This is a genomic window from Brachyspira sp. SAP_772 (assembly GCF_009755885.1).
GTDB lineage: Bacteria > Spirochaetota > Brachyspiria > Brachyspirales > Brachyspiraceae > Brachyspira.
In genome coordinates this window covers 1,141,085-1,162,035 of the sequence record NZ_VYIX01000001.1, presented here as the reverse complement: position 1 = coordinate 1,162,035, position 20,951 = coordinate 1,141,085, and the positions used below count along the sequence as shown (strand labels likewise).

17 protein-coding genes are annotated in these 20,951 nt (G+C 28.1%); 6 read left to right on the top strand and 11 right to left on the bottom strand.

The window, feature by feature from the left end; translation table 11 throughout:
* Positions 1 to 53 precede the first annotated feature (53 nt).
* The gene (locus GQX97_RS05045; protein ID WP_157150846.1) at positions 54 to 1,097 is read right to left on the bottom strand and encodes an alcohol dehydrogenase; all 1,044 of its coding nucleotides are present in this window, start codon (positions 1,095 to 1,097) and stop codon (positions 54 to 56) included.
* 598 nt (positions 1,098 to 1,695) lie between these two features.
* Between GQX97_RS05045 and uvrC the strand changes: the two genes are divergently transcribed.
* The gene (gene uvrC, locus GQX97_RS05040; RefSeq protein ID WP_157150845.1) at positions 1,696 to 3,528 is read left to right on the top strand and encodes an excinuclease ABC subunit UvrC; all 1,833 of its coding nucleotides are present in this window, start codon (positions 1,696 to 1,698) and stop codon (positions 3,526 to 3,528) included.
* 258 nt (positions 3,529 to 3,786) lie between these two features.
* On the opposite strand, the gene saoL is transcribed toward uvrC, so the two are convergent.
* The 8 genes from saoL to saoT are packed head-to-tail and all read right to left on the bottom strand — an operon-like array spanning position 3,787 to position 9,872.
* Entirely contained in the window at positions 3,787 to 4,407 is a 621-nt protein-coding gene (saoL, locus tag GQX97_RS15060; RefSeq protein ID WP_255447217.1) for a MerB-like organometallic lyase SaoL, read from the bottom strand.
* 32 nt (positions 4,408 to 4,439) lie between these two features.
* A complete protein-coding gene (gene saoA / locus GQX97_RS05025) occupies positions 4,440 to 5,222 on the bottom strand; it encodes an ABC transporter ATP-binding protein SaoA (RefSeq protein ID WP_157150842.1) in 783 nt (260 codons plus the stop codon).
* Positions 5,209 to 6,036 carry an ABC transporter permease subunit SaoP gene (gene saoP / locus GQX97_RS05020; RefSeq protein ID WP_157150841.1) on the bottom strand — a complete coding sequence of 276 codons (828 nt, stop codon included), beginning with the start codon at positions 6,034 to 6,036 and terminating at the stop codon, positions 5,209 to 5,211. Before saoP ends, saoA begins: the two co-directional genes overlap by 14 nt.
* The gene (gene saoB / locus GQX97_RS05015) at positions 5,988 to 6,818 is read right to left on the bottom strand and encodes an ABC transporter substrate-binding (seleno)protein SaoB (RefSeq protein ID WP_157150840.1); all 831 of its coding nucleotides are present in this window, start codon (positions 6,816 to 6,818) and stop codon (positions 5,988 to 5,990) included. Before saoB ends, saoP begins: the two co-directional genes overlap by 49 nt.
* A 23-nt stretch (positions 6,819 to 6,841) precedes the next feature.
* Positions 6,842 to 8,014, bottom strand: coding sequence for an ABC transporter substrate-binding subunit SaoX (gene saoX / locus GQX97_RS05010; protein WP_157150839.1), 1,173 nt, complete (start codon positions 8,012 to 8,014; stop codon positions 6,842 to 6,844).
* A gap of 29 nt (positions 8,015 to 8,043) precedes the next feature.
* Entirely contained in the window at positions 8,044 to 8,490 is a 447-nt protein-coding gene (saoC, locus tag GQX97_RS05005; RefSeq protein ID WP_157150838.1) for a Cys-Cys-COOH (seleno)protein SaoC, read from the bottom strand.
* Positions 8,484 to 9,590, bottom strand: a complete 1,107-nt coding sequence (gene saoE / locus GQX97_RS05000; RefSeq protein WP_157150837.1) for an efflux transporter SaoE — start codon at positions 9,588 to 9,590, stop codon at positions 8,484 to 8,486. Before saoE ends, saoC begins: the two co-directional genes overlap by 7 nt.
* Positions 9,591 to 9,608: 18 nt before the next feature.
* Positions 9,609 to 9,872: a thioredoxin-like (seleno)protein SaoT gene (gene saoT, locus GQX97_RS04995; RefSeq protein ID WP_157150836.1), complete on the bottom strand. Its 264-nt coding sequence runs from the start codon at positions 9,870 to 9,872 to the stop codon at positions 9,609 to 9,611.
* 356 nt (positions 9,873 to 10,228) lie between these two features.
* Here saoT and GQX97_RS04990 point away from each other — a divergent pair, with 356 nt between their 5' ends.
* The gene (locus GQX97_RS04990) at positions 10,229 to 11,350 is read left to right on the top strand and encodes a glycosyltransferase family 4 protein (RefSeq protein WP_157150835.1); all 1,122 of its coding nucleotides are present in this window, start codon (positions 10,229 to 10,231) and stop codon (positions 11,348 to 11,350) included.
* A gap of 86 nt (positions 11,351 to 11,436) precedes the next feature.
* Positions 11,437 to 13,308, top strand: a complete 1,872-nt coding sequence (locus GQX97_RS04985; protein WP_157150834.1) for a long-chain fatty acid--CoA ligase — start codon at positions 11,437 to 11,439, stop codon at positions 13,306 to 13,308.
* Between the two features lie 63 nt (positions 13,309 to 13,371).
* On the opposite strand, the gene rpoD is transcribed toward GQX97_RS04985, so the two are convergent.
* Together rpoD and dnaG are read right to left on the bottom strand one after the other, a co-directional pair.
* Positions 13,372 to 15,129: an RNA polymerase sigma factor RpoD gene (gene rpoD, locus GQX97_RS04980; RefSeq protein WP_157150833.1), complete on the bottom strand. Its 1,758-nt coding sequence runs from the start codon at positions 15,127 to 15,129 to the stop codon at positions 13,372 to 13,374.
* A complete protein-coding gene (gene dnaG / locus GQX97_RS04975) occupies positions 15,119 to 16,933 on the bottom strand; it encodes a DNA primase (RefSeq protein ID WP_157150832.1) in 1,815 nt (604 codons plus the stop codon). Before dnaG ends, rpoD begins: the two co-directional genes overlap by 11 nt.
* A 245-nt stretch (positions 16,934 to 17,178) precedes the next feature.
* On the opposite strand from dnaG, the gene GQX97_RS04970 reads away from it, so the two are divergent.
* The 3 genes from GQX97_RS04970 (at position 17,179) to GQX97_RS04960 (ending at position 20,914) form a co-directional block, all read left to right on the top strand.
* The gene (locus tag GQX97_RS04970; RefSeq protein ID WP_157150831.1) at positions 17,179 to 18,654 is read left to right on the top strand and encodes an MBOAT family O-acyltransferase; all 1,476 of its coding nucleotides are present in this window, start codon (positions 17,179 to 17,181) and stop codon (positions 18,652 to 18,654) included.
* Between the two features lie 11 nt (positions 18,655 to 18,665).
* Positions 18,666 to 19,421 (top strand): bifunctional 2-polyprenyl-6-hydroxyphenol methylase/3-demethylubiquinol 3-O-methyltransferase UbiG, encoded by a 756-nt coding sequence (locus GQX97_RS04965; protein ID WP_157150830.1) that lies wholly within the window; start codon positions 18,666 to 18,668, stop codon positions 19,419 to 19,421.
* Positions 19,422 to 19,483: 62 nt separating this feature from the next.
* Positions 19,484 to 20,914, top strand: a complete 1,431-nt coding sequence (locus GQX97_RS04960; RefSeq protein ID WP_157150829.1) for an SGNH/GDSL hydrolase family protein — start codon at positions 19,484 to 19,486, stop codon at positions 20,912 to 20,914.
* Positions 20,915 to 20,951 lie beyond the last annotated feature (37 nt).

The window sequence follows — 20,951 nt, the reverse complement described above, 5'->3', positions numbered from 1 at the left end:
TTTTAATATTATTACAATTAGAAAATGTTAGGCTATTCTAATTGTTTAGACGTTTATTGTATTGGTGTAACTGCAATTTTTATGCAATTATCCTCTTTTTTATCAAATATTTCATAGCCTCTTAATATGTTATCTAGTTTTATAGTATGGGTGATTAGAAAATCTGTATTTAACTTGCCTTGAGATATTAGTTTTAAGATATCATCACTGTGAACAGCATCAACACCGCCTGTTTTGAATATTAAGTTTTTTCCATACATTATATTTAACGGAAGTATCTGAGGCTTTTCATACATTGCAACCAATGCCACAACAGAATTAGGCCTTGCAATTCTCCAAGCCAAATCGAATGTATTTTCTCCTCCTGCTGCCTCTATTGTGCCGTCAGAAAGTTTTCCAGCATTTATATCTTTTATATATTCTTCTATATTATTAGTTTTATTAGGATTAATAAAAAAGTCAGCTAATTTGTTTTCTTTTGCTATGTTTAATCTATCTTCATTTATGTCTATAGCTATAATCTTTTTTGCTCCTAAAACTCTCGCACTCATCATTGCACAAAGCCCCACAGGCCCAGCCCCTATCACAGAAACAGTATCATTATTATCTATCTCACAAAGCTCAGCACCAAAATATCCGCTTGCTAAAATATCCCCTACAAATAATGCATTTTTGTATGTAACATTTTCTGGAAGTATATTTAATGACATATCGGCAAAAGGTACTCTCACATATTCAGCCTGACAGCCATTAATACGGCATCCTATATCCCAGCCTCCTTTTTCGCAGTTGTTTATAAAGCCATTTTTGCAATAAAAACATTCTCCGCAAAAAGTTATGCAGTTGGCAGATACTCTGTCTCCTTTTTTTAATTTTTTTACTTCGCTTCCAACTTCTACTACTTCACCCACAAATTCATGCCCAAGCACTATATTTTTGTTTGCCCTCGGTACTTGCCCATTTATTATATGAAAATCGCTTGTGCATATGCTCGATAATTGCACCTTCACTATAGCGTCTTTGCCGTCTATAATCTTTGGATTTTCTATTTCTTTTAATTCTATTTTTTTATCTCCAATATAAAATAAAGCTTTCATTGTTGTTCCTAAAATTTTTAATAGTTATTAATAAATATATAGTAAAAATTTTTAAATTTGTCAACCGCGAGCCGCGGCACCTCTCCGCACGGTACTGCCTACCTCTATTCAATGCCCTTTATACGTGCGGTTTATTGCTTATTATTACACAAAATAAAGAACTTATTTTACATATAAAGCATTTTAGTAATATATTATAAGTTTTTATAGTCTTAATAAATTATGGTTCTATTTGCAAATAAATAAAAATTGATAAATTATAATTGTTTAGGTATATACTGAAAATTTTTAAGTTTGTCAAAATTTATATTTTTTAATTTTAAATATTTGCGGGGACTAGCCCCCGTACCCCCAGTTCTTTTGTTGACACAAAGAACCAAAAAGACTGCATTTTTAAACTAAAATTGAGTTTTATTATACATTATTTGATACATATTTTTTCGTATAAGGCTAAATAAATTGTACTTTTTGCAACTTTTTGCTACGGGAAAAAATTGAATAAAAAAATTATAAAAAATATAAATAAAATTGTTTAGGCATAGCAGCATTTATTTTTGACAAACTTTTTATTTTTTATATAATTATAAAACTTATAATTATGAATAATCAAGTTAAAGAATATATTTCAGAAAAATTAAAACGCCTTCCTACAAAATCTGGCGTATACTTTATGAAAGATAAAGATGCCAATATCATATATATAGGCAAAGCAAAATCATTAAAAAAAAGAGTATCTTCCTATTTTATAGGGAACAATAAAGATGCAAAAACAACTGCATTAGTAGAACATATTAGAGATATTGATTATATAGTTACAAAAAATGAAGTGGAGGCTTTAATACTTGAAGCTGAGATGATAAGAAAGCATAAGCCTCATTATAATATACTTCTTAAAGACCAAAAATCTTTTCCTTTTATAGCAATTACAAACGAACATTTTCCGAGGGTGATAAAAGCAAGAAATGTAATAGACAAAGAAAATGCTAAAAAATATAAAAAATATTATGGACCTTATGTTGCTGCTGAGAGGGCTGAAAACATAGTAAAGTTTATAATAGATAATTTTAAGCTTAGAAGATGCAAATATGATTTTCCTCTAAAACGTAAAATAAGACCTTGTCTTTATTATCATATAGGTAAATGCACTGCTCCTTGTGCTGATTTGATTGATGAGAAAGAGTATGATAAAGATATTGACGCTGCTATCATGCTTCTTGAGGGTAATGTTGATGAGCTTGTTGCTAAGATGAAGCAAGATATGTTTGTATTTGCAGAAAAGTTAGAGTTTGAGAGGGCAAAAGATTTAAGAGATAAAATTGACTTACTTAAATCTATTACAGTTGAACAGAGTATATATGTACCAGAGAGCGATGATATAGATATTATAGGAGCTTATGGACAAAATGGAGATTATACTATTGTAGTGATTTCTGTAAAAGGAGGCAAACTTGTAGATAGAAAAACTTTTGCTATGCAAGATAAAAACATTGACGAATTTTCTAATAGATCAAGATATAGTGAAGTTATTTCTGCTTTTATTACTCAATATTATACTCATAATAATTTAATACCCGCTTCAATAGCCACAGATTTTGTAATTAAAGATTTTGATGTTGTAAAGGATTATTTAAAAGAGATATCGGGAAGAGATGTTGAAATAAAACTTGACAATACAAAGAAAGGATTAATATCCATAGCCAATGAAAATGCAAGACATTTATTTAAAGAGAGGGCATTGATTAGAGAAGTGCCTATTGGAATTACAAGACTTCAAGAAATATTTAAACTTAAAAAAGCTCCTTCTATAATAGAATCTTTCGACATAGCACATATTCAAGGAAGCTACACTATGGCTGGAATGGTGAGATTTGTTAATGGTATTTCTGACAATAAAAACTATAGAATATTTAATATGAAGACTGTTACAGGGATAGATGACTTTGCTTCTATAAAAGAGGCAGTATATAGAAGATATAAAAGACTTAAAGAAGAGAACTCTACATTTCCAGATTTAATTCTTATAGATGGAGGAAGAGGGCAGCTTAATTCTGCAATAGAAGCTTTAAAAGAATTAGACATAAAAAATCAGCCTATAATGGCACTTGCTAAAAAGTTTGAAGAGATATATTTACCAAACAGAGAAAGCCCAGTTCAATTAAATGATAATGAGCCTGCGAGGTTGTTTTTACAAAAGGTGAGAGATGAAACGCATAGATGGGTTAATACTAGTCATGGAAGAAAGAGAAGCAGAGAGATGGTAAAAAGCGAACTTGAAAAAATAGAAGGTTTGGGCAAAAAAGGTATAGAAAAACTTTATTCTCATTTTATCAATATAGACAATATAAAAAATGCTTCATTAGAAAATATAGCCAATATACCCGGAATAAGTTATAAGGTGGCTAATAATATTTATAATTATTTTCATAAATAATTTATTAATATATTTATTTCAAAACTTTTTAAAATATTTAATAATAATTTTAAATCTATTATTTTAATTTTATAAAGTGGATTTACATTGTAATAACTTCTTTTTCCCATGCAAAAAGTAAAATGCTATGTTTTTAATCTAAATTTAGTAATTTATCTTATATAAGGTATAATTACTAAATTCACTATTATTTTCACTTGCACTTTTTGGTTCTTTTTGCGATGGGAAAAAGAACAATAAAAAATTGTATATAAAAAATTATATCTGAAATATAGCAGTTGCTACTTTAAAAGCGGTTTCTAAATCTAAAAGATATGTTGTGTTATTATCAACATCTTGATTTTTAAGCCATTCATTCATATCATTCTTTGAACCAAAGAAATTCATTATATTTCAGCAAGTGCTAGCCCAGTTTTTATTCTTATTAAGATCAACATGAATAACATGAATATTTTTAGGTGAATGCTCTACTATCTCTCTGTCTTTAATTCTTACATATATTTTCTCTCCTGTTTGAGAGCATATAGAATTAATTTCAGTATCTTGGTGAAATAAACTATAAGAGCCTAAAGCATCAATAGCACACATAGAACAAAACTCTCTTCCGTCTGAAAGTTTTACTCTATGATTAGTTTCCATAGCTGATACAGGATAAAGAAATGCAATAGAATCTCCGCTCATAGTAACAATTTCTTTTTCTATTAAAGAATTGTATAATTTTTCATCGCCGCATATTTTTATAGCTTCTTCTTTACTTATAGTGCATCCTGTTTCTATTACTTTGTCAATTAACCTTAACCTTGCGTTTTGCATATCTGAAGGTAAATTATGATACTTATCAGACACACCATATTTGTTCATAAAATTCTCATCAAACATAATAAATTAAATCCTCTAAAAAAATATTTATATTAACTTTTATCAATAGACGCTTCATTGATAAAAGCTTTTTTAACACTATTACTAAGTTCTCTAACATGTTCTATATACTCAATACTATCTCTTTCTCTTGGATGCTTTAAATCTATTTTTATATCAGCAACAATTTCCCCTTTGTTTAAACTCATCACTATAACTCTATCGCTCATATAAACAGCTTCAGATACATCATGAGTAACCATTAATATGGTGCTGTTACTTTCTTTAACTAATTGCAGTAACTCTTTTTGCATATGCTCTCTCATCTGCAAATCTATTGCCCCAAGCGGTTCATCTAAAAGAAGTATTTTTGGATTGGGTGCTAATGCCCTCACAACAGCAACCCTCTGCTGCATACCTCCAGAAAGAGATATAGGATACTTTTTTTCATGCCCCTTAAGATGGGACATTTCAAGAAGCTCTTCTAATCTTTTCTTTTTTTCTTCTCTATTCATCTTTGAAAACTTAAGTGAATACAAAATATTTTTTTCAACATTCATCCAAGGAAATAGAGCATAATTTTGAAAAACATATCCTCTTTCAGAAGAAGGTTTTTCTATTTTCTCGCCTTCAAGTAATACCTCTCCAGAAGTAGGATTTTGAAAACCGCCTATCATAGTAAGAAGTGTTGTTTTTCCGCAGCCTGAAGGTCCAAGCAAAGTTACAAACTCTCCTTTTTCTATATTAAAATTAATGTTTCTTAATACTTCAACTTCAGGAGCTTTTTTTGAAACTTTAAAAGATTTGCATACATTTTTAACTTCAAGAATTGCCATTTTTAAATCTCCAAGAAGTTAGTAGTTTTTCTAATATAATTAATATCCTATCCATACTAAAGCCAATAATAGCAGACACTATCATAAGAGCATAAAGCTTAGGAGTCTCAAGTCTCTGCTGAGCTTCTACCAATATGAATCCAAAACCTTTACTCGTAGCTATAAACTCTGCACATATTACGCTCATCCAACCAAGCCCTAAAGCAAGTCTGCATCCTGTTAGAAATGAAGGCAAGGCACCGGGGAGAATTATATCAAGCATTATGTCTATATTTCTTGCTCCCATACTCCTTGCAGCATTAATATAATTAGGGTCTATTCCTCTAACTCCATCTATTGTGTTTATTATAAGTGGGAATATTGCACTCATAGTAATTAAAAATATTGTAGGGCCGTCCCCAAGTCCAAACCACACTATAGCTAATGGAATCCATGCCATTATGGGTACTTGTCTTATTGAGTTTATTATTGGGGATATGGCTAAAAGTATAGGCTTTGAATAACCCATAATAAGCCCTAAAGGAAGACCTATTATGCAGGCTATAATAAAACCTCTAAATACTCTCTCTAATGTTATAAGTAGATTTTGTACTGTATAAGAATCTACCCAAGATTTAAAAAACTCTTTGCAAGTTAAAATAAAATCTGGAAGAAGTAAATTATTATCTATCTTTTTGGCAAGAAAATACCAAATTATCATAATAGCTAAAAGTACAGAAACACTATAAAACTTCATAAATAAACTGTTTCCAGCATTTCCTAAATTTATGACTCTGCTTTTATTTTGAGGAACTTGACTCCCATTGTTTTCCATGTTTTTATCTCTCCTTCAGAATTTGAAATATCTAAATAATTAACAAGCATATTTGATAATATAATTTCATCTTCAATATCATTCACCGCTTCATTGTAAGCTTTAATAAAATTATTAAGCATTAAAGTGTCTTTTAATTTTTTTGATGCCACCAAATAATAATCAACCTCTTCAGTATCTATTTTTTTAAATCTTGCTTCTTTTATTTTTAAAGCCAAAATAATATCAATAAGCACTGCATCAACCGTTTTCTTTTCTAAGGCATAAGGCAATGCAGTTGAAAGCATGGGATAATAATTGGAATTTGAATATTTCTCTTTTAACAATATTTCTTGAAGCAATCTTTTATTCATATACCCAATATTTTTTGGTTTTATATTATCATCATCATAGCTTTCATTATAATAAACTAATATATTAGAGCCTTTTACTATAGAATCTACTATATAATAATTAGTGTCTATAGATACTAATTGAAAAGCAGCATCAGGACATAATACCGCCATATCAACTCTTCCTGATATAAAAGCAAACTCAGCTTGAGAACCGCAGCAATCCAAAAACTGTATATAATCAATATTTGAAAACTCTATATTAGAATTTTTTTTAGTGTTTATTATATAATCAAAGAGCATTCCAGAAGCATCATTTCCGCATGCTATTGTTATTGTATCTTTTTTATCTAATTTATAGTTTTTATAATTTTGAAATAAAAGGAAGCATATAACAAAAATTATACTAAATACAATAATATATTTGTTTTTATTTATTATATGCCTCATCTTTATTTTTCTCGCTTATTACTTTACGCTTTAGGCTCTTCTATGATATTATCTATCTCTACTGCTTTAGCCCTCCAATCTTCATAACTCATACCAAGTGGGAATATTGGATCAACTTCTTCTTTAATGAATACATCAAAATCTTTAGCACCGCAATTATCAAAATAAGATAAGTCAATATAATCATCTATATCAAGAGAATTAATATCATCTCTCACACCTAATCTTCTCATAGTTTTCATTTGATTATGAACATACTCTCTGTTTAATTTCCAAGTGATAGTTCTTCCTTCTTCATTAAGTTTTTTCCATAAAGTCATTAAGCCAACTTCTAAAGGAACATTATAATTTTCAGCGAATATTTCAGCTGCTTTATATGGGTGAAGATACATATATTCTATAGACATAGCATGAGCAAGAAGTATTCTTTCTGCCAATTTTGGATGAGCTTTAGCAAAGTTATAATTCATACAAACTTTACAGCAAGTGCCATGACCATCTATTTCTCTGTCTGTGTTTTGTCTTTTTAATATTTTACCAGTGTTTTCATATTCTGCCATAGAACCCCAAGGGTCACATGCACCATATCCGTCAAGCTGTCCTAACTTAAATGCAAAATATGCATCAGAATCACTCATAGAAAAGTTTTCATAATATTTTGTATCTCTTGGTATATTTAATTGTTCTGTCCATTCTGCCCAGTTTAAATTTACTGTTTCAGCATTGGCCCCCATAGATATTCTTTTATTTAATAAATCTTCTGGCTTTTCTATATCTTTAGAAACAACAAAATATTCAGCTCCCCCTGTATGATTTTCTGCTGCTATAAAAAGAGGAACTTTATTTTTTACTGCATTCAAAGTAGTTGTAAAACCAGCATAAGCCATGTCCATCTGCCCAGCACTCATAGCCTCTGGTACATTACCATTTCCTGTAACTGTAACATTTAAACCTAATGCTTTAAATATGCCAGTATCTTCTCCAACACAAGCTGCTGTCATATGGTCGCAGTTGTAATATCCTAAATTAATTTTGTATTTTTTGTCTTCATCACTTAACTCTTCCAAATCATATCCAGCAACTATAGCTTGTACATCTTTTGGAATAGAAGCTTCTGTTGTTTTAGATGCATTATCACTTCCGCCGCATGAAAGGATAAAAATCATCATAAATAAAATAATTACAATTTTTTTCATTTTGTTCTCCTTATATTTTTTATTTATATTTAGCAACATTTTTCCATGCCATTTTCAAACAAACTTATAAACTCTCCATTTTCAAGCCTATAAACGGCAAAACCTATATTAGCCCCCTTTTTACCAGATACCAAAATTTCGTTAGGAACTTTTTCATCTATGTTGTAGAATTTGATTATATAATTTTCTATAGGTGCCGGTATTGGAGTAGTCATTAATATTTTATTAGAATCTTTATATATACCTATTAATTTGTTTGAATATTCAGATTCTTTATATATTATTATTAAATCATCTATATTATCTCCGTTAAAATCTCCCTCCAAAAAAGTTAATAGTTCTTTATCAGAATATTTTTTTATATACTCTTTATAAAGCTCTGTATTATTTATGCCTTCTGCACTTTTTATATATTCAGTATTATCATTGCATGAGATAAATATAAAAAAGCACAAAGCCCAAACTATCTTTAACATTCAACTTCTTTTCCTCTGCTTAACAAAACCTTTATCTTTTTAACTATAATCATAAACCATGAATAAAGCCCCATAAACAACACCGCAACAGCACATATATTTTTGAACCAATCTGGAAAAGTAATATTGATATTATTTGCCAATTCTATTTGCTTGCTTGAACTTGATAAATCAAATATTGGAGTAAAGTTGTTTGCCAATACAATATTTGTAATGTATCCTATCAATATGCCAAAGAAAAGCATAGAGAAAAGATATATTATTAAAGTTCTTTTTCCTATTAATTTATATATGCTTATTAATTCAGATATATTTGTAGCAACACCAGTAATTAAAAAAGTAATAGCTATACCGGGCGAAGCACCTGCAGATATTAATGCAGCAATAAAAGGAATATGCCCTAAAGCACACACATACATTATGCATCCTACTAATGTTATGCCTATAATTGAAACTAATTTAGGATTGCTTAAATATTGCATAACAAATGACTGAGGCACTACCGTTAATAAAATAGCTCCAAATAAAGTACCTACTAATATAAATCTGCTTATCTCTATTCCTAAATTATTAAATCCCCATAATATGCCGTTATATAATTTTTTGTACCAAGGAGTTTTATCTACATAAGTGTTTTCTGGAATTTTTATATTCATGCTCTTAAGTTTTAAAACTTCAGGAGCAATTAATTCTTTGCCTCCAAAAATATTTCCCAACATTCCTATTATTAAAGGCAAAAATATTCCGCATAAAATATATATAAAAGTAACCTCTTTTCCAAGCATAGCAAAAGCTACTATTATTGCAGCAGGGTTAATTATTGGAGTTGCCACCAAAAAAGAAAGAGTAGGTCCCAAATATGCACCTGTTCTATATAAACTCAAAGCCAATGGAAGCACCCCGCAACTGCATATAGGAAGTATAGCTCCTGATATTGTTGTTTTTATTAGAGAAGATATTTTTTTATTTCCTATAGATTTTTGAAGCACCTGCGGACGAACAAAGGCATGTATTATACCCGATAGTATTAAGCTTATAACAATCCATTCTGAACTTATAACAAGAAAGTCCCAAAATACATATAAAAAATTCATTATCATATTTTTTATTTCCATAATTTAAGAGTTTGGTTCTTCTATAGCTTTTTTTATTTCTTGTTCTATTAACTTTTTGCTTAACACATCATATCTATTTTTTTCATTTATAATTAGTGTACCTCTGTCTACCATTCCATATTTTGCTAAATAATCAAAATCTTTTCCTGCATAATATAGTTTTACTTCTATTTTATCTTTATACGTTTCTTGAAGTTCTTTTAAATATGATGAATACCCATCGCAAGTAGGGCAGGTATTTATAAATTCCACCAATACTTTAGACATAAAAAATCCTTATAAAATATAATGTTGAAATATAATATTATTAATAAAAAATTATTAAAAAACGATACTTTAATGCAATAATAAAAAAATAATAGTTAGATTTAAGATATACACACGGTATATTTATAGAAAGTAAATATCTGGAAAAGCGTCCTGATTGAAGAATAATTTTTGTTTTAGACTCAAATACATAATATTATCCTCTTATACTAAAAATCATGATAACACAAACTATAATAAAGTCAACTACAAAAACATTTTTTATAGTTTTATAGTATTTATTTATCATTTTTTTATATTTATAAATATTAATTTTTTATGTTGTAAGTTATTGAAAAATAAATTATTATAATAAAATGAAGATTAAAAAAATTGCTATAATGCATCCTACTTTTGGATATAATGGCGGGGCAGAAAATGTAATACTTGCCACAGTAAAACATTTTTATGAGAAGTATAATATTGAATGCACTATTTACACCTACAAGTTAAGAGAAAATATTCCAGATTATATAAAACAAATAAAAACTGACATAACTTTAAATCCATTTATTTTTAGAAATACTGCGAAGTTTTTGGCGTATCAATTAAAAGATTATGATGCTATACTAATTCATAATTTTCCAGCAACTATATTTTTTGGTTTAGCTTATAAGTACGCTAAAAAGAACTCTATAAAACTTCCTAAAAGTTTTTGGTATTGCCATGAACCAAGTGTAAGGCTTTATGGTGAAGATGATAAAAGTTATAAAGCTAAACAAAAAACTTTAGATTTTATTGCACGCTATACTATGAAATTAGATAGGTTTGGTGTAAGTGTTATAGATTATATAATGGCTAATAGTGAGAGAACTTCAAATTCTGTAATGCGTGTTTATGGTAGAGAAAGTAAGATTATATATCCTTGCGTAACTGGTTTTGATGATATAATGAACACAAAAGAAGCAGAGCATTTTTTTTATGTGGGTAGATTAGAGAAAGTAAAAAATTTAGAAAATGCCATAATTGCTTTTAAGAGCTTTTTAGAGAGAATTGATAATAAAGATTTAAAGTTTATAATAGCCGGTAAGGGTAGGTATGAAGATAAATTAAAAAAATTAGTTTCTAATATTGGAATGGAGAGAAACATTATATTTGTTGGTTTTGTAAGCGATGATGAGAAAAAAGATTTGCTTAATAGAAGCTACTCTCTTGTTATGCCAGCTATAAATGAACCTTTTGGGCTTACCGTTATAGAGGCTTTATATTGTTCTTGTATTTCTATTATTTCAAAATATTCTGGGGTTTATGAGGTTGTAAAAGATTGCAGCGTTTCTTGCAATATGAATAATATTAATGATATATCTAATGCTATGTATGAAATATATATTGATAATAATAATATAAAAAGAAAATTGCTCTCTACCGATATTTTATCAATTTTTAAAGTGGATAATTATTGTTTAAGTCTTTTAGAATATATTGAAAATCACTTGTAATATTTTTTATATATATTATGATAGTTAAAAGTAATTAGTTTTATAGTGATAATTAACTATTTTAAAAAATCATGATTGGGGGATTTATGAAAGGATACAATTCTATACCTAGTGCTTATTTTGATACTGTAAAGGAAATGCCTCAAAGCCCTGCTTATAGATATAGGAACAATAATGGGGAAAAAGTAACTATAGTATATAAAAAATTGTATGATAAAATAAATGCTATTGCTAAAGCATTCGATGCAAAAGGATTATCTGGTAAGCACGTTGCTATATTTTCAGAGAACCGCATAGAATGGTTTATATGTGATATGGCGCTTTTAGCTATAGGTTCAGCAGATGTACCTAGAGGAAATGATTCTACATCGGAAGAATTAAATTATATAATAGATCATAGTGATTCAATGGCTGTAATAGTAGAAAATCAATATGTGTTAAATAAAATAGATAGATCTTCCAAAAAAATACAGCTTATACTTGTTTTGGATAATTCTATTCATGACCCTAAAAATAATATTTATTCATTTAGCAAGTTTTTAGAGTTTGGAGAAGAGGCTTTAAATGGTGATGAAGAGTTTGCTATAAAAAAAGCTTCAAAACTTAGTAACGATGATACGGCAACTATAATATATACATCAGGTACTACAGGAAAACCTAAGGGAGTAATTCTTACACACGGAAATATTTTGCATAATGTTAGAGTGCTTCCTGATATAATAAAGCTTCAAAAGGGAGAGAAACTTTTAACTATTCTTCCAATATGGCATATATATGAAAGGACAATTTCTTATGTTACAGCAATAGTAGGCTGTTTTACTGCCATTACAAATAAAAGAGATTTAAAAAATGATTTTGCCGAAGAAAAGCCAGATATATTTATATCAGTGCCTGCAATTTGGGTTAATATATATAATGGTGTTATGAAAAATATAGAAAAAAAACCTGCTGCGGTAAAAATGATGGTTAAATCTTTTATACAAGGCTCTATTAGATATATAAGAAATTTAAGATATCAAAATAATATGATTTACTTGCTTGGAGATGAAAAAAAAGAAAACAAAAAGATAGAATATGATATATTGCCTTTAGACCCTATAAGTCATAAAATGGCACAAAAATTGGTTTATAAGAAAATAAAAGAACTTACAGGCGGCAGACTTCGCTTAACTATATCAGGCGGCGGAGCTTTGCCTATGTATATAGAAGATTTTATAGAAGCCACTGGAATTAATTTGGTTGTTGGTTGGGGTATCACTGAAACGGCACCTGTTGTAACTTTAAGGTCTCCTTTTAAAAACTATAGAGGAACTTGCGGAGCACCAGTGCCTGAAGTAATAATAGAAGTTAGAGATAAAAATGGCAATGTTTGTAGAGATGGAGAGTTAGGAGTATGCTATATTAAAGGACCTAATATTTTTAAAGAGTATTATAAAGATAAAGAGCTAACAGTACAAGCTAAAAAAGATGGTTTCTTTAATTCTGGAGATTTAGGAGCTTATACAAAACAAGGAGAGATAGTACTTACAGGAAGAGCAAAAGAGACTATAGTTCTTCTAACAGGTGAAAATGTCGAGCCTCAGCCTATAGAAAATAAAGCTATGGAATCTAAATATATTTCTCAAATAATGCTTGTAGGTCAAGATAAAGCTTCTACAGGGGCTATAGTTGTAATAGATAAAGAAAATGTAAAAGAGTTTTTGGATAAACATAAAATACATTATGATGAAAATAATATGGAAAACTCTAAAGATGTTGTTAAACTTATTAGACATGAATTAAATAGATTAATTAATAGTAAAAATGGTTTTAGACCTTATGAAGCTATTTCTAAACTTATTATAACAAGCAAAGACTTTACTATAGAAAATGGCCTTCTCACACAATCATTAAAAATAAAAAGACATAAAATAATGGAAGAATATAAAGACCAAATAGAAGAGCTTTATACAAAATAAGAAATAATAATAAAAGGGAGATAATTAACTTATCTCCCTTTTATTTTCTTTAATTTAATAATTTTAAGAATCTAAAAACTCTTTTAACTCTTTCTTTTTTGAAGTAGCTCTTAATCTTCTAATAGCCTTAGCCTCAATCTGTCTTATACGCTCTCTTGTAACTTTAAACACATATCCAACTTCTTCTAAAGTGTGATTGTATCCGTCATCTAATCCATAGCGCATTCTGATAACTTTCTGTTCTCTTTCAGGCAAATTATCAAGTAAAGAATCTATATGCTTTCTTAAGATTTTAAATGTAGTAATGTTTTGAGGGCTTTCAAACTCTTTGTCTTCGATAAGCTCTCCAAGTATAGTATCCTCTTCATCACCAATAGGAGCATTCAAAGATACAGGGTCTTTAGCAACATTTCTTACGCTTTTAACTCTGCTTTCTGGCCAACTTAAAGATTTTGCTATTTCCTGTATAGAAGGCTCTCTTCCATACTGCTGCATATATTGTCTTATTACTCTAGTTACTTTGTTGATTTGTTCTATCATATGAACAGGTACTCTTATAGTTCTAGCCTGATCGCTTATAGAACGAGTAATAGCCTGACGAATCCACCAAGTAGCATATGTTGAAAATTTGTAGCCTTTTTGATATTCAAATTTATCAACAGCCTTAATAAGACCAATATTTCCTTCTTGTACTAAGTCAAAGAAATGAAGACCTCTATTGGTATATTTTTTTGCTATAGATATAACAAGTCTTAAATTAGCCTTAACAATATGGTCTTTTGCCTGAGCTATCTTTCTTCTTGAAGAATCAATTTTTCTTACCCATTCAACTAAAGTTTCTTTATCTGTGCGAACTTCATCATAAATATCTGCCATACGAATTTGATATTTATGAAAACTTGTTAATACTGCTTTTATAGCCTCTGGAGTAATATTAAACTCATCAACAAGTCTAGTGTATATTTTTTTATTTCCATTTTCAATTTCATTATAGTAATTTTCAAAATCACTTATCTCTTTGCCGTATCTCTTTTTTAATTTTTCAAAATACTCTTCTATTTGATTGATTCTAAGTAAATAAAACTTTAATTTTTCTGCTATTCTATCAATCTCCATTCTATTAAGTTTTACTTTACCTAATAGTTTTACTATATTTTCTTTTATTTCATTTTGTTCATTTGTAAGAGATTTTATAGTTTTTTGTGTGGTAGCTTTTTTTATTCTTTTGTCTAAAGCTAAATATTTTTCTGCTAAATCGACGTATTCTTTTTCAAAGTTTTTATACTTTCTCTCTAATTTTCTTTTTTCTTGTGTGGATACATTATATATTCTTGGAGGTTCTAATATTTCATGTATAGATACTTTACCGCTTTTTACACATTTAATAGTATTTAAAACTTCTCCAACAACTAAGTGCGTATTTAATATAATAGACTCTATCTCAGATTCACCGAGTTCTATTTTTTTAGAATATTCCACTTCATCATCATGAGTAAGAAGATCAACTTTGCCAATCTCTTTAAGATAAAGCCTTATAGGGTCATCATTATTTCCAACTTTATCCTCTACATGTATGAATCTTGCAGCATCATCAATTTTATTTTGATTTCTAGAAAGACTTTCAAATTCCCTCTTATCTTCAACAATTGGAATCTTTCTATCACTTAATAGATCAAAAAGTGCCTCCATTACTCCAGTATCCATGTGGTCTATGGTAGCATTAATCTCTTTGTATGTAAGATATTTGTTAGTATTTCCTTTTTCAAGCAATTTTCTAATTTTGTCATTACTTAGAAGATCGCTATCATCTTCAATCATCATAATCACTTCCTTGATATAGTTTTTCCTTTTGCTTATTTAGTAAATGTATTTCTCGGGCTTTATTACATATAGCTTCAAATCCTTCATTACTTTGGAGTGTTGCAGTTTTTAATACTTCCTCCCTCCTATAGTCTATATCCCCGCTTTTTATCTTTACAATAAGCTCATATAGTTTTTCTTGTATATTATCAGTATACAATTTCTCCTTGCTTCTTATCTGATTAGCTATATGCTCATTGCCTAATACATTAAGAGCATCTTCAGCTGTTGCATCTTTATTAAGAGTTAAGAGCCTTATATAAAATTCCCTTGTGATATCTTTTTTAATAAGATCTACACCTATCTCTTTCTCTGCCTCTTTTATTAAAGATGGATTTAAAGCAAGCAAATATATTAAACTATTTTCATAGTAAAATTTATTATCTTTTATAGGTCTTTGTAAAGCAGAAACAACTTTTGTATTTTGAGCTTTATTAGTTAAAGTTCTTAAATAATCTCTATTGAAAGCATCTCTATCAATAGAAAGTTCTGATGAAATATGAGAGATTATCATTTGTTTTTCCGTCTCACTTTTCAAAACATCTAAATAATTATAAAATAACTTTACTATATAGAGTTTTTCTTCTATAGTAAGTAATGATATATCCTTATTTGTTGATGTTTTTAACAAATAGTCATACCAAGTTAGTTTTTTATTATATAGTATATCAAAACCATCAGTATTATTTATAGTAAAAAACTCATCTAAATCTTTAGTTGTTTCTATCAATAGTATAGTCAATTTTAAATCAAACTTCAATAGTGTTAATATAGCCATTTTTGTAGCTTTTTGCCCAGCCTCGTCATTATCCAAAGCTAAAACTACATTATTGGTATATTTTTTTATCTCTTTTGCATGCTCTTCTGTAATGGCAGTGCCTAAACTTCCAACAACATTTTTTATATTCATTTTATGGCAAGCGATTGTATCCATGTAGCCTTCTACCAATATAGCTTCATCTTTCTTCATTATATGTGTTTTGGCTATATTTATGCCATATAGAGCAGATTTCTTTTTGAATATTAAACTCTCTTTTGAGTTTAAATATTTTGGCTCTTTTCCATCAATACTTCTTCCTCCAAAGCCTATAATCTCCTCTTTTTCATTGATTATCGGAAACATTATTCTATTTATAAATGTGTCATAAAAATGATTTGGATTATTTTTGCTTATGCTTGCTAACCCTAATACATTTATATTGTTTGTGCTTATATTATTTTCGTTTAAGGCTCTAATTAAAGCATTCCAACTTGGAGGAGCATATCCTATTTTGAACTCTTTTATAATTGAAAAAGGTATTTTTCTTTTTTTTAGATAATCTATAGCCTCTTTATAAAAATATTCTCCATTATTATTCTTTAATAAAAGATTTTTACCAAAGAAGTTGCAGGCTATTTTATTTATTCTTTTGCTTTCTACAAATATTTGATCTTTATGTTTGTTCTTTTGAGAAAAGAAATTACTAGTATCAAAAGAAAATCTATTTCCAAGATATTTTACAGCCTCTTTAAAATCCATAGCTTCTTTTTCTTTTAGGTATGTAAATACATTTCCTTTAGCACCGCATGTAAAGCATTTGTATATACCTTTAGAATCATCAACAGACATAGAAGGATTTGCCTCTTGACCATCTTTATGAAAGGGGCATTGAACGGTATATTGACTTCCGCCTCTAGATATAACTTTATATCTATCTCTCAATATATCTATTAAAGAGACATTGGATAAAAGCTGATTTAGTTTTTCTGTAAATAAAGTATCCACAATGTTTAAAATATAGTATAATTTAATTTATTTGTGTATAAATATTATTAATATTTTAAAAAAAGTCAAGTATAATATTATGTAGTTTTGTGATACTTTTTATTAAATAAGTTGTAATATATTTGGTTTTATAATAATATACTGCACTATAATTTAATTAAAAATCTTATTAAATTAACTTTTAATTATATTACAATTAAATATTTTTTTAGTTATAAATGTATATTTTATGATGAGTTATGTAAATGCTATTTAATTCTACGGATTTTTTGATATTTTTTCCTATAACGCTTATTTTGTATTGGATATTTCCAAAGAAATTAAGATATATTTGTTTGTTTATAGCAAGTTATATATTTTATATGTTTTGGAACCCTAAATATGCATTATTAATGGCAACTTCCACTGTTGTAACTTTTTTAAGCGGCATATTAATAGAAAAATTAAAATATAAGAGAATAGTGGTTGCATTTAGTTTTATTATAAACATTGCAATACTTGTGTTTTTTAAGTATTTTGACTTTTTACTTCAGAATATTAATATTGTATTATCAGCATTAAACATACAATTAATAGAAAAACCTTTTGATATAGTGCTTCCTGTCGGCATATCATTTTACACTTTTCAGGCATTAAGCTATACTATAGATGTTTATAGGGGAGAGATAAAGTCAGAGAAAAACATTATTAAATATGCATTGTTTGTATCTTTCTTCCCTCAACTTGTAGCAGGCCCTATAGAGCGTTCAAAACATTTGCTCGGTCAAATACAGAACATGGATAAAATTAAAAGGTTTGATTATCAGAGAATAACAGAGGGGTTAATTTTAATGCTTTTTGGTTATTTTCAAAAGATGGTAATAGCAGATAGGGCTTCTATATTGGTGGATACTGTATTTAACAGATATTATATTTATAATACAAGTGAATTAATATTATCAGCATTGCTTTTTGCGGTGCAGATATATTGTGATTTTGCAAGTTATTCGCTCATAGCAATAGGAACTGCTAAAATTATGGGTATAGATTTAATGGAAAACTTTAATACTCCATATTTTGCAAGAAGCATAAAAGAATTTTGGGGTAGGTGGCATATATCATTATCTACTTGGTTTAGGGATTATCTTTATATACCTTTGGGCGGAAATAGGTGTTCAAAACTTAGAAGAAGTTTCAATATATTAATAACATTTTTGGTAAGCGGACTTTGGCATGGGGCTAATTTTACTTTTATAGCTTGGGGTGCTATTCATGGTGTGTGCTATTTAATAGAAGATATTACGTCAAAATTCAAAAATAATGTTTTAAATAAGTTTAATGTGAAAGTGAAAAGTTTTAGTTTTAAGCTCCTTGAAGTAATTATTACATTTATAATAGTGGATTTGGCTTGGATATTTTTTAGAGCTGAAACCATACATGATGCTTTTTACTATATACAGAGAATGTTTACCAAAATAGATTTATGGCGTATATTTGACGGTTCATTATATAAACTTGGTTTAGACCGTTTTGAAATGAATATACTTATAATATCTTTGGTGATTTTGTTTTTAGTTGATTTAATAAAATATATAAAGAAAGAAACTATTTATATGTTTTTGAAAAATCAATGTTTATATTTTAGATGGGCAGCAATATTTTTCTTATTATTTTTTATAATAATATATGGAAAATACGGAGCGGGTTTTGACCCTAAGCAGTTTATATATTTCCAATTTTAGTGGTTATAGAAATGAGTGAAGTTAAAAAAAATTATTATGGCAGTCTTTGTACTGAAATGTATGAGATACTACATAAAAAAGCACCTGAAGATGAATTAAACTTTTATTTATCTTATGCTGAAAAAGGTAAAAAGATTTTAGAGCCTTTATGCGGAAGCGGACGATTTCTTATTCCATTTATAGAAAGAGGGTTTGACATAACAGGAATAGATATGTCTAATGAAATGCTGCAAAAATTAAAATTAAAATTTCCTGATGCAAAAACGGTTCATACTGATATTATGAAATATTCTCCGAAAGAAAAATTTGATTATATATTTATTAGCTCAGGTTCAGTATCATTGTTTACAGATATTGATATTTGCAAACAAATTCTAACAAGAATAAAGGAATGGCTTTTTAAAACGGGTAAATTTGTTTTTGCAGTTGATACAATAAAAAATAGATGTATAGATGATAATGATTATAATATTGCTGTATCTGTCAAAACAAAAGAAAATTTTGAAATAGTGCTTAAATCAAAAAATTATTATGAAGAACAAACTCAAACTCAGTTCTCACCATCAATTTATGAAATGTATAATAATACTGAATTGCTTCAAAGTGAGTTTATGGATTTTCAGACGCACCTTTATAAATATGGTGAAATGGAGCAGTATTTAAAAGAAGTTGGATTTACTCAAGTTAAAACATTTTCTTCTTTTGAAAAGGAAATTGCAGTTAATGATAAATGTGATATGTTTTTATTTGAATGTAGTTTTTTATAATTATTATAATGTAGTTGATTACTTGATAAATAATAAAAAAAAATTAATAGGTTATTTGTAAAATGATAAAAAACACTATAAAAATTATTTGCTTTATAGCTATATTTATTACATTGCTTTGGTTTTCAAGTAGGGTATTAAGATTTAAAAATGAAAATGGCATATATCAAGGCGACAGCTTTTATGAACAGAAGACAAATTCTATAGATGTAATATTTTTGGGAAGCAGTCATGTGCATTATAATGTTAATCCTGCTATACTTTTTAATGAATATGGAATTGCTGCTTATAACTTCACCTCTGGAAGTCAGCCTATTTGGAGCACTTATCATTATTTAATAGAGGTTTTAAAATATCAAAAGCCTAAATTGATTGCATTAGAATCTTATATTATTGCAGCAAGCAGAACTAATGTTGTAGATTATCAGATAGTAGCTGCCACTTATGCATTAAAATGGTCAGAAAATAGAATAAACTCTCTAAAAGTAACAGCGGCAGAAAGGTTTGATGAGTTTATTAACCCTATGTATAGATATCATAACAGATACAAAGATTTAAAACCAGAAGATTTTGTGCCTTATGCAAATAATTATAATCATTATAAATATTTTAAGGGGTACTCTTTTCATAATAAAACATTTCCTGTTAAAGAGCCTAACATAAAAAATATTAAAGATAGTTTGCCTTTGTTAGAGCAACAAGAAACTTATTATAGAAAAATATTAGAGTTAGCAAAAACAAATAATATACCTATTGTTGTAATAGCTTCTCCTTTTCCTATGACCGATGAAGAGGCAATGCATTTTAATAGAGTAGGGGAAATTGCAAAAGAATATGATGTTCCTTTTATGAATTTTAATCTCTACTATGATGATTATGATTTGAATTTTTGGAGAGATTATAATGATTCTGGGCATTTAAATTATAAAGGTGTTCAGAAATATACTTCTTTTTTGGGTAAATATTTAAAAGATAATTATGATTTACCAGATAGAAGAGGAGATACTAATTATTATACTTGGGAGAGAAATGCTTTATATGAGTATAATAAAGTGTATGATATGGGTTTAAGAGATACAGATAATATTTATGATTATATAGAAAAAATCACTAACCTTAATGATTATACAATAGTAGTTAATATGCTTGGTGAGTATTCCACTAATGATAATGTAGTTAAGAGCTTATATTCTAATTTTAATATAACTAATGAAATGTATACTAATAATGTTTCTTATGTTATAGATAAAAACAAACTTGTATTTTCATCAATGGGGGAGACTAATTATCTTTATCATAAAGAGCTTAATAAATATAATGATTTGGTGATAGACAGCGGAAACAGAATATTTATAAGCAGAAGCAATTTAAGAGAGACAACTAATGGTGTAAATATAGTAGTTTATGATAACATTACTTCTGAAGTAGTTGATTATTTTGATTTGCCTTACACTAATGATTCTATATCTGAAACAATAGAAAGAGATTATTAAATTTTTCAAAAAAATACAACATTTTAAAAAATATATT